This is a genomic window from Streptomyces sp. I05A-00742 (assembly GCF_013055795.1).
Classification (GTDB): domain Bacteria; phylum Actinomycetota; class Actinomycetes; order Streptomycetales; family Streptomycetaceae; genus Streptomyces.
On record NZ_JABETO010000011.1, the window covers coordinates 37,335 to 51,865 of the forward strand.

Consider the following 14,531-nt stretch of genomic DNA (forward strand, 5'->3'; position numbering starts at 1 on the left):
GAACCCGCAGTTCCGAAGGGATTCAGGCGCTGACCAGCGCGTACGCCTGAGTGGCGATCTCCAGCTCCTCGTCCGTGGGCACCACCGCGACGGCGACCCGCGCGTAGTCCGGGGAGATCAGCCGCGCCGAGTCCCCGCGCTGGGCGTTGAGCTCCGCGTCCACGGCCAGGCCCAGCTCCTCCAGACCGGCCACGGCGGCCTCGCGCACGGGCGCCGCGTTCTCGCCGACACCCGCGGTGAAGGCGATCGCGTCGACCTTGCCGAGCACCGCGTAGTAGGCGCCGATGTACTTCCTCAGCCGGTGCACATAGATGTCGAAGGCGAGCCGCGCCTGCTCGTCGCCCTCGTCGATGCGCCGGCGGATCTCGCGCATGTCGTTGTCGCCGCACAGTCCGATCAGACCGCTCTTCTTGTTGAGGAGCGAGTCGATCTCGTCGACGGACATCCCGGCGTTCCGGGCCAGGTGGAAGATCACGGCCGGGTCGAGGTCGCCCGAGCGGGTACCCATGACCAGGCCCTCCAGCGGGGTGAGGCCCATGGAGGTGTCCACGCAGCGGCCCCCCTGGACGGCGGACGCGGACGCGCCGTTGCCCAGGTGCAGGACGATCACGTTGACCTCGGACGGGTCCTTGCCCAGCAGCTTCGCCGTCTCGCGCGAGACGTACGCGTGCGAGGTGCCGTGGAAGCCGTAGCGGCGCACCCGGTGCGCGTCGGCGGTGGCCACGTCGATCGCGTAGCGGGCGGCGTGCTCCGGCATCGTCGTGTGGAAGGCGGTGTCGAAGACGGCGACCTGCGGCAGGTCCGGGCGGAGCGCCTGGGCGGTGCGGATGCCGGTGATGTTGGCCGGGTTGTGCAGCGGGGCGACCGGGATCAGCCGCTCGATCTCCGTCAGCACCTCGTCCGTGATCAGGGTCGGCTCGGTGAACTGGTTGCCGCCGTGCACCACGCGGTGGCCGATCGCGGCCAGCTCGGGGGAGTCCAGGCCGAGCCCGTCCGCGGCCAGCTCGGCGGCGACGGCCTGGAGCGCGGCGGCGTGGTCGGGGATGCGCTCGGTGATCTCGCGCTTGGTGCCGCCGGTCGCCAGCGGGGTGTGGGCCAGCCGCGAGGAGTCCTCGCCGATGCGCTCGACGAGCCCGACGGCCAGCCGGGAGCCGTCGGCCATGTCGAGCAGCTGGTACTTGACCGACGAGGAGCCGGAGTTGAGGACGAGCACGCGGGTCGCGTTGGCGTTGGCGTTGGCAGTCATGGGGCTTTCCGGTGTGGGGGGAAGGTCGGGGGACAGGGAGGGCGTCACGGCTCGACGCGGTCGCCGCGCTGGTCGCCCTGGGCCTGGATGGCCGTGATGGCGACGGTGTTCACGATGTCCTGGACCAGCGCGCCGCGCGACAGGTCGTTGACGGGCTTGCGCAGGCCCTGGAGGACCGGGCCGACCGCGACCGCGCCGGCCGAGCGCTGCACGGCCTTGTATGTGTTGTTGCCCGTGTTGAGGTCGGGGAAGACGAGGACGCTGGCCTTGCCGGCCACCTCGGAGCCGGGGAGCTTGGTGGCGGCGACGGCCGCGTCCACGGCCGCGTCGTACTGGATCGGGCCCTCGACCAGCAGGTCGGGACGGCGCTCACGGACCAGCTCGGTGGCCCGGCGGACCTTGTCCACGTCCGCGCCGGAGCCGGAGGTGCCGGTGGAGTACGAGAGCATCGCGATCCGCGGCTCGACACCGAACTGCGTCGCCGTCGCGGCCGACTGGATGGCGATGTCCGCGAGCTGCTCGGCGTTCGGGTCCGGGTTGACGGCGCAGTCGCCGTAGACGAGGACCCGGTCGGCCAGGCACATGAAGAAGACCGACGAGACGATCTGCGCGCCCGGCGCGGTCTTGATGATCTCGAACGCGGGCCGGATGGTGGCCGCGGTGGAGTGCACCGCGCCGGACACCATGCCGTCGGCCAGCCCCTCCTGGACCATCAGCGTGCCGAAGTACGAGACGTCGGCGACCACGTCGTGCGCCAGCTCCACGGTCATGCCCTTGTGGGCGCGGGCCGCCGCGTAGATCTCGGCGAAGCGCTCGCGCAGCGGCGACTTCTGCGGGTCGATGAGCTGCGCCTCGCCCAGGTCGATGCCCAGCTCGGCGGCGCGCTTGCGGATGACCTCCTCCTCGCCCAGCAGCGTGAGGTCGCAGACGTCACGGCGGAGCAGGATGTCGGCGGCGCGCAGCACGCGCTCCTCGGTGCCCTCGGGCAGGACGACCCGGCGGCGGGCGGAGCGGGAGCGCTCGATCAGCTCGTGCTCGAACATCATCGGGGTGACGCGGCCGGAGCGGGCGACGGCGATCCGCTCGGTGAGCTCCGCGGTGTTCACATGCCGCTCGAAGAGACCGAGGGCGGTCTCGGCCTTGCGCGGGGACGAGCCGTCCAGCTTGCCCTCGACGGCGAACAGTTCGCCCGCGGTCGGGAAGGAGCCGCCGGGCACCGAGATGACGGGCGTGCCGGGGGCCAGCCGGCCGGCGAGGGCGAGGATGTCGGGGCCAGGGCGCTCGCCCAGGGTGAGCAGCACGCCGGCTATCGGCGGGGCGCCGGCGCTGTGCGCGGCCAGCGCGCCGACGATCAGGTCCACGCGGTCTCCGGGGGTGACCACCAGGCAGCCGTCGGTGAGGGCCGGGAGGAAGACGGGGAGCATGGCGCCGCCGAAGACGAAGTCCTTCGCGTCGCGGTTGAGCCCGGCGTCGTCGCCGAGCAGCACCTCCGCGCCCAGCTTGCGGACGATCTGCGCCACGGTCGGGGCGGAGAGCGAGGCGTCCTCGGGGAGCGCGTAGCAGGGCACCGGCAGGCCCGCGGACAGCGGCTCGGCGACGGCCTCGCGGTCGGCGGGGGCCACGCGGTTGACGACCAGGGCGATGACGTCGCAGCCCAGCGCCTCGTAGGCGCGGTACGCGTTGCGGGCCTCGGCGCGGACGGCCTCGGCGGGCTGGTCGCCGCCGCCGACCACCGCGATCACGGAGGCGCCGAACTCGTTCGCCAGCCGGGCGTTGAGGGCCAGCTCGTCCGGGAGGTTGCTGCCGATGAAGTCGGTGCCGAGGACGAGCACGTTCTCGTACTCCCGGGAGACCGCGTGGAAGCGCTCGACGAGCCGGGAGACCAGCTCGTCCGTGCCCTTCTCCGCCTGGAGGGCGGCGGCCTCCGCGTAGGTGAGGCCGTACACGCTTTCGGGTGACTGCTCCAGCCGGTAGCGGGTGCGCAGGAGATCGAAGAGGCGGTCCGGCCCGTCGCCGTGGACGAGGGGGCGGAACACCCCGACCCGGTCCACCTGGCGGGTGAGGAGCTCCATGACTCCCAGCTCGATGACCTGGCGTCCGTCGCCGCGGTCGGTCCCGGTCACGTACACGCTGCGCGTCACGCGTGCTCTCCTTGCTCCATGGCCGTGTGCTGTTCGAGTGGCGTTTGTTCGGCTTGTGAAATTACCCGTTAGGGTGGTCTTGCCCTCTTGACAATACCTGCGACCCTGGATAAGGCGCGCGTCAGGCGGGCAGCGAGGTCCACCGGTGCGGGTGCGGCAGTACCGACGGGCCCGTGGAACAATCGGGTCCGGCTCACAGGTCCCAGTAGCGACCACCAGAACCACCAGGAGACACAGCACGATGCGCATCGGAGTCCTCACCGCGGGCGGCGACTGCCCCGGCCTGAACGCCGTCATCCGCTCGGTGGTGCACCGTGCCATCACCGAACACGGTGATGAGGTCATCGGCTTCGAGGACGGCTTCAAGGGTCTGCTCGACGGCCGCTTCCGCAAGCTCGACCTCGACGCGGTCAGCGGCATCCTGGCCCGCGGCGGCACCATCCTGGGCTCCGCCCGGCTGGAGCGCGCCCGGCTGCGCGAGGCGTGCGAGAACGCCAAGGACTTCTCCCGTGAGCACGGCATCGACGTGCTCATTCCCATCGGCGGCGAGGGCACTCTCACCGCCTCCCGGATGCTGTCGGACGCGGGCCTGCCCGTCGTCGGCGTTCCCAAGACCATCGACAACGACATCTCCTCCACGGACCGCACCTTCGGCTTCGACACGGCCGTCGGCGTCGCCACCGAGGCCATCGACCGGCTGAAGACCACCGCCGAGTCCCACCAGCGCGTCATGGTCGTCGAGGTCATGGGCCGGCACGCCGGCTGGATCGCCCTGGAGTCCGGCATGGCCGGCGGTGCCCACGGCATCTGCCTGCCCGAGCGCGCCTTCCACCCGGCCGACCTGGTCAAGATGGTGGAGGAGCGCTTCGCCCGCGGCAAGAAGTTCGCCGTCATCTGCGTCGCCGAGGGCGCGCACCCGGCCGAGGGCTCGATGGACTACCGGAAGGGCGCCATAGACCAGTTCGGCCACGAGCGCTTCGCCGGCATCGGCACCGCGCTCGCCCACGAGCTGGAGCGCCGCCTCGGCAAGGAGGCCCGCCCGGTCATCCTCGGCCACGTCCAGCGCGGCGGCACCCCGACGGCGTACGACCGCGTCCTCGCCACCCGCTTCGGCTGGCACGCCGTCGAGGCCGCCCACCGGGGCGACTTCGGCAAGATGACGTCGCTGCGCGGCACCGACATCACGATGGTGCCGCTGGCGGACGCGATCACCGAGCTGAAGCGGGTGCCCGAGGACCGGATGGACGAGGCGGAGTCGGTCTTCTGACCGTCCTCCGGAGCCGGCGGCCGGTCGCGTTCACCCTGGCCGGTACGGCGCTTGACGCGGCGGCGTTTACGGGCGGGGGGCGGGGGCGCTACAGTGCCGGTGACCGGCGGGGCCAGGTGCTCCTGACGGTTGGTGCGACCGGTAGTGGCTTTCGCCTTGGCCGAATCCCAGACGAGAGTCGTTCCCTTCTGGGGGTTGGTATAACTGAAAAGGCCCTCGCCCCGGCCGGAACCCGAGACGAGAGCCAACCGCCTCAACAGACGGCTTGCTGACCGTCAGTCCTCACTATTTCTGAGGACTGGCGGTCATCGTCCGTTGAGCCACCTCCAGAACTCCCGGATCACGTTCAAGATCCGCTCGTGCCGAGGCTTCTTGCGGTGGCACCCCACGCCGCTTCTTTGCAACCCTCCGTGCCGGAGGGCTACTTCCTCAGCAGCTCTACGACGCCGGAGACGTCGCCGTCACCGCGCGCGGTCGCGCCGAGGGCGACGAGCGGGTCCGCCTTGTCCGCGGTGCGGTTCCAGACGGTGGTGGGGTGGCCGTTGGTCAGGAAGGCGGTGGCCAGGGCCTTGCCCAGGGCGCCGAGGCCGAGGACGGTGACGGGGGGCTTGCTCATGGTGGGGTGCTCCTGGGGAGGCGTGGTGGGGCGGGTGTTCCCGGCTGTGCGTGCTCCTTCAGCTTCGTCCACGGGGGCGACCCCAACAAGTACGTACAAAAAGATGGGTACTTACCTGGAGGTGGGTCCCCAAGCCCTGTACGGCCCGGGGACCCTTACTCACTGCGCCCCGATCGACTCCAGCATGTTCAGCCGCGCCGCCCGCCGTGCCGGCCACACCGCCGCCAGGACGCCCACCGCCAGCGCCAGCAGCAGGAACACCCCGATCCGGCCCCACGGCACGACCATCTCGTACTCCGGGAACGAGGACCGCAGCAGATGGCCGCCCGACCAGGCGAGGAAGAGGCCCACGGCCACCCCGAGCACCGCGCCGAACATCGCGATCATCACGGACTCCAGCCGCACCATCTGCTTGACGCCGGAGCGCGCGAGGCCGATCGCCCGGAGCATCCCGATCTCCCGGGTCCGCTCGAAGACCGACATGGCGAGGGTGTTGACGACGCCGATCACGGCGATCACCACGGCCATGCCCAGCAGCCCGTACATCATGAACAGGACGTCGTCGATGTCGCCCGCCGCCTCGCGGCGCAGGTCGTCCCGGCTCTCGACCTTGACGAGGGGGTTGCCGCCCAGGGCTTCCTTGATCTTCTCGGACAGAGCGGCGGCCTTGCCGGGGGCGGCCTTGACCAGGATCTCGAAGTCCCGGACCCGGTCCAGGTGCGGATCGACGAAGGAGTCGGCGGCGAGGACGTCGCTCAGCACGTCGTTCTTCGCGTGGACGGCGACGACGCGGGCCGTGGCCTTCTTGCCGTCGTAGAACGTCATGGGCAGTTCCGAGCCGACGGTCAGGCCGCGCTTCTTCGCGTAGTCCTCGGCCACGGCGACGCCCTTGCCCCGGACGTCGGCGAGGGATCCCTTGACGACCTTGACGGCGGTCACCTCGCCGACCGCCCGGACGTCGGTGCCCCGCAGCCCGGCCGGGGTGCCGGCGGACTCGAAGCCCGTCGGGCGGAGCGACACCGCCGCCGCGACGTCCGGCAGCTTCGCCAGCGTGCGGGTGGTCTCCGGGGCGAGGCCGCGGAAGCCCGAGGAGCTGACCTTGTAGTCGGCCGTCAGGTCCTGGTTGCCCATCCGGTCCACGCCGCGGTCGGCGGAGACCGCCGTCACCGTCAGGCCCGTGATCAGCGTCAGGCCGATCATCAGCGCCGAGGCGGTGGCGGCCGTGCGGCGCGGGTTGCGCAGGGCGTTCCGCCGGGCGAGCGTGCCGCTCACCCCGGAGACGCGGGTGGCGATCCGGCCGAAGAGGTGGACGACCGGCCGGGACAGCAGTGGGGCCAGCACGATCACGCCGGTGAGGGTGAGCGCCGAGCCCGCCATGGGGACGGTGAGGTCACGGGCGTTGTCCAGGGTGCTGACGTAGAGCATGGCCGCCACGCCCAGGCCGGTGAGGACGGCGCCGATCGTGTTGCGCACGACGAGGCTCCGGGTGGTCGCGGGCGCGTCCACGGCGGCCAGCGCCTCCACCGGCGCGATCCGCGCGGCCTTGCGGGACGGCAGCCAGGCGGACAGGACGGTCACCAGGACGCCGACGCCGAGGGCGGTCAGCGCCGAGCCGGGCTCGACGATCAGTGGCCCGTCCGGCAGTTGGGCCCCGTTGGCGTTGAGCAGCGACCGCATGCCGACGGCGACGCCGAGGCCGAGGAGGAAGCCCGCGGCCGACGCGACGAGGCCGAGGAGGCCGGCCTCGATCATGACCGAGCGGACCACCTGGCGGCGGGAGGCGCCCACGGCGCGGAGCAGGGCGATCTCGCGGGTGCGCTGGGCGATGAGCATGGTGAAGGTGTTGGCGACGATGAACACGCCCACGAAGAGCGAGATCCCGGCGAAGACCAGGAACGTCTTGCGGATCGTGCTCGTCTCGTTGTCGATGACCTTCGACTGCTCGGCCGTCAGCTCGGCGCCGCTCCTGGCCAGGGCGTGCTCCGGGAGCAGGGAGCGGACCTTCGCGGTGAGCGCGTTCCGGTCGGTGCCCGGGGCCGCGGAGACGACGAGCTCGCCGAACGCGCCCGGCCGGCCGAGGAGTTTCTGGGCGGTGGCCGTGTCGAACAGCGCGAGGCTGCCGCCGGCGCCGACCCGAGGGTCGTCCGTCTCGACGGTGCCGACCAGCTTCTTGGTCATGACGGGCCCGTCCACGGCCAGCCGTACGGTGCCGCCGATCTTCGCGCCGGTCTTCGCCGCTGTCCTGGTGTCGAGCACGACTTCGCCGGCGGAGGCCGGGCCCCGGCCGGAGACCAGTGGGTACCGGCTGTCCTTCCCGTCCTTTCCGGGCACGTAGTTGGCGCCGTCGCTGCCCCACTCGCTGCCCGCGGGGTCGTTGTTCCGGTCGGCGACCGTGACGGTGCCGGTGACGGAGGGACGGACGGAGGCGACGCCGGGCAGGGCGCGGATCCGGTCGGCCAGCCGGGTGTCGAGGCCGCCGCCCTCCGCGTCCGGGCCGCGGCCGGAAGCGGTGACGGAGACGGCGACGTCGTCGAGGCTCCTGGCCATCTTGTTGCGGAACGCCTGGCCGACGGAGTCGCTGAAGATCAGGGTGCCGGAGACGAAGGCCGTGCCGAGGAGGACCGCGAGGGCGGTCATCAGCAGGCGGGTCCGGTGCGCGAGGAGGTTGCGCAGGGCGGTGCGGAACATGGAGGGGCGGTCCTGGGGGTTCTGGGGCGGGAGAGGGCGACGGGGTGAGGGGGACGGGGTCAGGAGGGCGGCTCAGCTCTCCCGGCGGGCCTCGAACGCCTTCATCCGGTCCAGCACCGCCGGCGCCGTCGGCCGCCGCATCTCGTCCACGACGCGTCCGTCCGCCAGGAACAGCACCCGGTCCGCGTACGAGGCCGCGACCGGATCGTGGGTGACCATGACCACCGTCTGGTCCAGGGCCCGCACCGACTCGCAGAGGAAGCCCAGGAGTTCGGCGCCCGAGCGGGAGTCGAGGTTGCCGGTCGGCTCGTCCGCGAAGATGATCTCGGGCCGGGCGGTGAGCGCGCGGGCCACGGCCACCCGCTGCTGCTGGCCGCCGGAGAGCTGGTTCGGCCGGTGGGCGAGCCGGGCCGACAGGCCCAGCGTCGTCACGATCTGCCCGAGCCACTCCGGGTCCGGCTTCCGGCCCGCGATGTCCATCGGGAGGGTGATGTTCTCCAGCGCGGTGAGGGTCGGCAGCAGGTTGAACGCCTGGAAGACGAAGCCCACCTTGTCCCGGCGCAGTCGCGTCAGCTGCCGGTCGCCGAGGGAGGACAGCTCGGTGTCACCGATCCGGGTGGAACCGGAGGTGACGGTGTCCAGCCCCGCCATGCAGTGCATGAGCGTCGACTTGCCGGAGCCGGACGGGCCCATGATCGCCGTGAACTCGCCGCGGCGGAACTCGGCGGAGACCGAGTCCAGGGCCGCCACCCGGGTCTCCCCATGGCCGTAGACCTTGCTCAGACCGGTGGCGCGGGCGACGACGGCGCCGGTACGGGGGGCGGGCGGGGCGACCGCAGGGGACACGTGGGCTCCTCGGGGATGGGGGCGGCCGCGGCGGAAGGGGACTCGTCGCGGCCGGATCGGAGGGGACTCGTCCATTCTCGGAGCGTTCGTCCGGCCGGGCGTCGGCCCCAGGACCGGAATCCGGGGTCGCACTTTGGGCAGGAAACGGCTCCGGCGCGTAGTCCTTGAGACGGACGCCGTCCTCCCCGGGACGCACGTTCGCTCCTGAGGTGTTACCCCTTCACCGCGCCGCCCAGCGCGAACCCGCCGCCGAGCCGCCGCGCGACGAGCGCGTAGAGCAGCACGACGGGCGTCGAGTACAGGATCGAGAACGCGGCGAGCTGACCGTAGGCCACCTGCCCGTGGTTCCCGAAGAAGGTGAAGACGGTCACCGACGCCGGCAGCAGGTCGGGGGAGAGCAGGAGCAGGAACGGGACGAAGAAGTTGCCCCACATCAGCGCGAAGCAGTACACGGCCACGACGGCCGTGCCCGGGCCCATGAGCGGGAGGACGACCCTGACCAGCGTCGTGAGCCGGCCCGCGCCGTCCGTCCACGCCGCCTCCTCCAGCGATCTGGGCACGGCGTCCATGAAGTTCTTCATCAGCCAGACGGAGAAGGGGAGTTGGGAGGTGGCCAGGAAGAGCACCGTGCCGGTCATGGTGTCGATGAGGTTCACCCGGACGAAGAGCCCGTAGACCGGCACCATGATCGCGGTGATCGGCAGGCAGGTCATGAACAGGATCGTCAGCAGGTAGGGCCGGGCGAACCGCGACCGGAAGCGGGACAGCGGGTACGCCGCCAGGGCCGCGCAGGACACGGTGAGCACGGTCGCGCTGCCGCACAGCACCAGGCTGTTGAGCATCGGCGTGAAGGTGATCTCGTCCGTCAGCACCGCCGAGAAGTTGTCCGTCGTGGGCGAGCCGGGAGCCCGGACGCTCAGCCCCGCCTCGGAGTCCATGGACGCCAGCGCCAGCCAGACGAGCGGCAGCGCGAAGGCCGCGGCGACGGCGAGCAGCGCCGCGTCGGCGGCCAGGCGGTGTCGGGTGCGGCGGGCGAGGGGCGGGCGCATGGCGACCTCCGTGCGCTGCGGACGCGGGCCCGCGGCGTCGGGTGCCCGTACGCGGGCGGGTGCTCGGAGGGTAGCGGCCGGCCGGCGGGGGCCGACAGGGCGCGAACGGCTGGGGTGGCGGGCTGGTGCGGCGTTTTCGGGGCCGGGGACGGCGGGCCGTCGGGGCGTGGACAGCCGGGGCGGTGAGCCGGTGGGGTGCGAACGGCCGGGGGCGACGGGCCGTCGGGGCGTGGACGGCCGGGGACGGCGGGCCGTCGGGGCGTGGACAGCCGGGGCGGTGAGCCGGTGGGGTGCGAACGGCCGGGGGCGACGGGCCGTCGGGGCGTGGACGGCCGGGGACGGCGGGCCGTCGGGGTGCGAACGGCCGGTGGCGACGCGTCGTAGGGCACGAACGGCCGGGGGCGGCGACGGGCCGTCGGGGTGCGAACAGCCGAGGCCGGCGAGCCGTCGGGGGAGCGGCCCGGCTCAGGCTCGGGCTCGGGCTCAGGCCCCGGGAAAGGCGCGCATCGCGATGTCGACCGCCCGGTGCAGTTCGTCCGGTGCCGTCCCGCTCGCGGCCTGGACGGCGATGCCGTACCAGACGAGTCCGACGAACCGGGCGAGGTCGTCCGGGTCGGTGTCCGCCGGCAGGTCGCCGTCCTGCCGGGCCTGCGTGAAGCGCCGGCGGATGGCGTCCTCCGAGGCGCGCCGCCGGGCGAGCGTCTCCTCGCGGGCCGGGCCGGCCTGCGCCCCGGTGGCCAGGGCGCCGTGCACCATCAGGCACCCGGGCCCGCCCTCGCCGGTGGTGAGGCCGATCGTGCTGCGCAGCAGCGACTCGGCCACGGCGCGCGCCGTGGGCTGCCGGAACGCCTCCCGGATGTGGCCGGCCGACTCCATGTAGCGGTCGAGCACCTTGCGGTACAGCGCCTCCTTGTTGCCGTAGGCGGCGTAGAGGCTCGGGCGGTTGATGCCCATCGCCTCGGTGAGGTCGGAGAGCGCGGTCCCCTCGTACCCCTGGCGCCAGAACACGTGCAGCGCGCGGTCCAGCCGCTCGTCGATGTCGAATCCGCGCGGGCGTCCGGTCGTCATGGCCTGCCTGCCTCCGTCGTCGAATTCTGTACCGATCGATATGATAGCTTGCAGTTCAGTACCGAGCGGTACAGAACTAGGGAGGGTTCTTATGACCGAGCAGCAGACGCCGGCCGGCGGACGCACGGGCGGGGCGCTGGCCGGCAAGGTCGCGCTCGTCACCGGTGGATCGCGGGGCATCGGGGCGGCGACGGCGCGGATGCTGGCCGAGGCCGGGGCGGATGTGGCGATCGGCTACGGGGCCTCCGCCGACCGGGCCGAGGCCGTGGTGCGGGAGCTGGAGAAGCTGGGTGTACGGGCCGCGGCGTACCGCGCCGACCAGGCCGACCCGGAGCAGGTCGCCCGCCTCGTCACCACGGTGGCCGGGGACTTCGGCGGGCTGGACGTCCTCGTCAACAACGCCGGGATACTCGCGGGGGGCATGGTCGGCGCCCCGTCCGCCGACACGGACGCCCTGGACCGGCAGTACACCGTCAACGTCGGGGGCGTGGTGGCCGCCATCCGCGCCGCCGCCGGCGTCCTCCGCGAGAACGGGCGCGTCATCACCATCGGCTCCACGCTCGCCGCCCGGACCGGCTTCCCCGGCGTCGCCGACTACGCGGCGGGCAAGGCCGCCGTCATCGGTTACAGCAAGGGCGCCGCCCGTGACCTCGCGTCCCGGGGCATCACCGTCAATGTGATCCAGGCGGGTTCCACCGCGACCGACATGAACCCCCAGGACGGCCCGACCGCCGATCTCCAGCGGTCCACCACCGCGCTCGGCCGCTACGCGCGCCCCGAGGAGATCGCGTTCGGGGTCCTCTTCCTGGCCAGCCCCGGGGCGTCCTTCGTGACCGGCACCGTCCTCGACATCGACGGCGGCCACCTCGCGTAGCGGCAGTGGGCGGCCGTTCCGCGTCAGGTCTGCGGCGGTGTGGCGTACACGCGCGACGCGAAGGCGTGGACCTGGTCCTCCGGCAGGTTGAGGGCGACGTCCGCCTCGCTGATCATCCCGACCAGCTTCTTGTTCTCGATGACCGGCAGCCGGCGGACGTGGTGGCTGGCCATCTCCTCCACGACCTCTCCGACGTCGGCGTTCGCGTCGATCCAGCGCGGTGTGCCCTGGACCAGGTCGGCGGCCGTGCACTTCGACGGGTCGTGGCCCTGGGCCACGCACTTCACCACGATGTCGCGGTCCGTGATGATGCCGCACAGGCGCTCGTTCTCGTCGCTGACGGGGAGGGCGCCGACGTGCAGCTTGCCCATCCGCTGAGCGGCGTCGAGCAGCGTCTCCGTCTTGGGGATCCACTGCGCGCCCTTGTGCATGATGTCCTTGGCGGTGGTCATGGTCGTACCTCCTGACTGCGCCTCCTGCTGGTTTCCCCGTGCGCGGGCCCCGGTCCGTGCGCCACGGCGCCCGCGGCGGGGCACGCCGCACCATCCATCTCCTCCCATGGTTGCTCCGTGGTGGTGATGCCGCACGCGGGGCGGCCGGGGGTCCGCGCCGGGCGGGCGTCGGTACCCGGTGCCAGACTGGGACGGGGGCAGGAAGAGAAACCGTGGCCGGGGGGCATCCGGACCACGAGGGGGACGAACCGAAACCCGCAGTGCGGCACGAGGGAGATGGGGGTTCACGGCCATGCTCACCACCGATTTCGTCACCGGGTCGCCCAACTGGCTCGACCTGGGCAGCCCGGACACCGGGCAGTCCGCCGACTTCTACGGGGCCGTCTTCGACTGGGAGTTCCAGTCGGCGGGGCCGGAAGCGGGCGGCTACGGCTTCTTCCGCCGCGACGGCGCCACCGTCGCGGCGGTGGGCCCCCTCACCGAGGAGGGTGCCTCGCCGGCCTGGACCGTCTACTTCCGGACACCCGACGCGGATGCCACGGCCAAGGCCGTCGAACAGGGCGGCGGCACCGTGCGAGTGGCCCCCTTCGACGTCATGGAGGCGGGCCGCATGGGCTGCTTCACCGACCCGGGCGGCGCCGAGTTCGCCGTCTGGCAGCCCGCGGCCGTCAGCGGGCTCGAACGCGCCTCGGAGGAGAACGCGTTGTGCTGGGCCGAGCTCCATGTGGCCGACCCCACCGCGGTGTACGCGTTCTATCGCGGCGTCTTCGGGTGGCGGGTTGCGGACATGGAGGTTCCCGGCATGGTCTATAAGGTGCTCTCCACGGCGGAGGGCGATCAGCAGGAGGCGTCGTTCGGTGGCGTGGCGCCCCTCCAGGAGGGCGACCGACCGCGCTGGATCCCGTACTTCGCCGTCGCCGACCCGGACGCGGTCATCTCGGCGACGGAGGGCAACGGCGGCTCCACCCTCATGCCCGCGGCGGACGTGGCCGGGGTCGGCCGCATGGCCTGGCTCGCGGACCCGTTCGGGGCGCCTTTCGCCGTGATCAGGCCGGACCAGCCGGCGGCGGCCGCGTAGCGGGGCGGCGGCTCCGGGCGGGAGCGGAGGGGGCGGGGGTAGCCGGGTGCTGCCTCCGCCGATCCCGGCCTGCTTTCGGCCCGGAGTGGCCCGGAGCGTCCCGGGACGGCCCTGAGCGGCGCAGGGCTACCGGAGTTGCCCCACTCTGCGTCATTGCTCCCGAAAAAGCTTGTTTTTACCGGTACTTTGCGTTTAGATCGATTTCATTGTCGAGTTCGCGCCCCCCGGGTCGCTCGTCCCTGAAGGAGCCGCTGTCGTGAAGCGCCTCTCCCGCCCCGCCCTTTCCGTCCTCACCGGCCTCGCCCTGGCCGCGACGGTCCTGTCGACCGCGGGCTGCGGTGCCTTCGACGCCGAGGTGGACAAGGCGGTACGGGAGGTCGAGGAGTCGGCCTCCGCCGCGGCGGCGCGGGAGGAGAAGCGGGCCAACGGGCCGTTCGAGGTGACCTACGAGGTCACGGCGGACCAGCCGTTGGAGTCGGTCGACTACGAAGAGGGCGCCTCCGCGATGAAGGCGCTGGAGTCCCCGAAGGCGCCGTGGCGCAAGACGGTGACCCTCAAGAACAGGGAAGCGCCCGCCGTCTCGGCGATGGGCGCAAAGGGCAAGGGCCAGGTCACCTGCCGGATCCTGTACAAGGGCGCGGTCGTCAAGCAGCAGACGGCGAAGGGTGAGTACGTCAGTGCCATCTGTGTGGCCCTCGCCCCGAAGCTCTAGCCGCAGCCGGCCGGCCCGGGCCGCCGGCGGGAGCCGGGAGGCGGGCGCCCCGGAGGGGTGCCGCCTGCCCGGCGCGGGTCGGCCGAACACGGCGATCTTCGGCCACAGGGCCCGCGTCCTCGGCGGTGCGCCGTCGTGGCTCCGGGAACTGCCCGGTGGCAACTGCGGTGCGGCGCAAGGTAGATCGCTGTCCGGCGGACGGCCGATCGGAGCGGCCGTCATCACTTCGGGTGGGATGGCTTTTCAGCCAGAGACCGTACGGCTAGCGTGACAATCAGTGGAAAGAGCCCCGAAGTGGGCGCGTAAACCCGAACGTGGTAACTGCCGACGTATGAGCTCTGCCCATTGTCGCCAATTTCCTTGGAACGATGACCGCATCTTCCCCTCCCAGTAACAGACAGGTCACTCGTTGTGCGGAGTGATGAATCAGGTTCGATCACCCCCGTAGGTCGAACCATGAGTCCGATGATGCAGGAGAGATGCGATCATTACTT

At 72.2% G+C, this 14,531-nt stretch carries 11 protein-coding genes and 1 pseudogene; 4 read left to right on the forward strand and 8 right to left on the reverse strand.

The window, feature by feature from the left end:
- Positions 1-22: 22 nt before the first annotated feature.
- Together HN013_RS13375 and pta are read right to left on the reverse strand one after the other, a co-directional pair.
- Positions 23-1,246 carry an acetate kinase gene (locus HN013_RS13375; protein ID WP_171166330.1) on the reverse strand — a complete coding sequence of 408 codons (1,224 nt, stop codon included), beginning with the start codon at positions 1,244-1,246 and terminating at the stop codon, positions 23-25.
- A 44-nt stretch (positions 1,247-1,290) separates the two neighbouring features.
- Positions 1,291-3,387 carry a phosphate acetyltransferase gene (gene pta, locus HN013_RS13380; protein ID WP_171166331.1) on the reverse strand — a complete coding sequence of 699 codons (2,097 nt, stop codon included), beginning with the start codon at positions 3,385-3,387 and terminating at the stop codon, positions 1,291-1,293.
- A gap of 241 nt (positions 3,388-3,628) precedes the next feature.
- Between pta and HN013_RS13385 the strand changes: the two genes are divergently transcribed.
- A complete protein-coding gene (locus tag HN013_RS13385) occupies positions 3,629-4,654 on the forward strand; it encodes an ATP-dependent 6-phosphofructokinase (protein ID WP_171166332.1) in 1,026 nt (341 codons plus the stop codon).
- Between the two features lie 472 nt (positions 4,655-5,126).
- Here the strand turns inward: HN013_RS13385 and HN013_RS13390 are convergent.
- The 5 genes and pseudogenes from HN013_RS13390 to HN013_RS13410 all read right to left on the reverse strand — a co-directional run.
- Positions 5,127-5,270 (reverse strand): annotated as a pseudogene (locus HN013_RS13390) (NAD(P)-binding domain-containing protein); the annotation flags it as partial.
- Positions 5,271-5,429: 159 nt separating this feature from the next.
- A complete protein-coding gene (locus HN013_RS13395; RefSeq protein ID WP_171166333.1) occupies positions 5,430-7,958 on the reverse strand; it encodes an ABC transporter permease in 2,529 nt (842 codons plus the stop codon).
- A gap of 72 nt (positions 7,959-8,030) precedes the next feature.
- On the reverse strand, positions 8,031-8,804 hold the full coding sequence (locus HN013_RS13400) for an ABC transporter ATP-binding protein (protein ID WP_171166334.1): 774 nt from the start codon (positions 8,802-8,804) through the stop codon (positions 8,031-8,033).
- 212 nt (positions 8,805-9,016) lie between these two features.
- Positions 9,017-9,853, reverse strand: a complete 837-nt coding sequence (locus tag HN013_RS13405) for a carbohydrate ABC transporter permease (RefSeq protein WP_171166335.1) — start codon at positions 9,851-9,853, stop codon at positions 9,017-9,019.
- A gap of 483 nt (positions 9,854-10,336) precedes the next feature.
- The gene (locus tag HN013_RS13410) at positions 10,337-10,921 is read right to left on the reverse strand and encodes a TetR/AcrR family transcriptional regulator (protein ID WP_171166336.1); all 585 of its coding nucleotides are present in this window, start codon (positions 10,919-10,921) and stop codon (positions 10,337-10,339) included.
- A gap of 91 nt (positions 10,922-11,012) precedes the next feature.
- On the opposite strand from HN013_RS13410, the gene HN013_RS13415 reads away from it, so the two are divergent.
- Positions 11,013-11,795 (forward strand): SDR family NAD(P)-dependent oxidoreductase, encoded by a 783-nt coding sequence (locus HN013_RS13415; protein ID WP_171166337.1) that lies wholly within the window; start codon positions 11,013-11,015, stop codon positions 11,793-11,795.
- 23 nt (positions 11,796-11,818) lie between these two features.
- On the opposite strand, the gene HN013_RS13420 is transcribed toward HN013_RS13415, so the two are convergent.
- Positions 11,819-12,247, reverse strand: coding sequence for a CBS domain-containing protein (locus HN013_RS13420; protein ID WP_171166338.1), 429 nt, complete (start codon positions 12,245-12,247; stop codon positions 11,819-11,821).
- A gap of 292 nt (positions 12,248-12,539) precedes the next feature.
- Between HN013_RS13420 and HN013_RS13425 the strand changes: the two genes are divergently transcribed.
- Positions 12,540-13,325: a VOC family protein gene (locus HN013_RS13425; protein WP_171166339.1), complete on the forward strand. Its 786-nt coding sequence runs from the start codon at positions 12,540-12,542 to the stop codon at positions 13,323-13,325.
- Between the two features lie 256 nt (positions 13,326-13,581).
- Positions 13,582-14,037 (forward strand): MmpS family transport accessory protein, encoded by a 456-nt coding sequence (locus HN013_RS13430; protein ID WP_171166340.1) that lies wholly within the window; start codon positions 13,582-13,584, stop codon positions 14,035-14,037.
- The last annotated feature ends 494 nt before the right edge of the window (positions 14,038-14,531 follow it).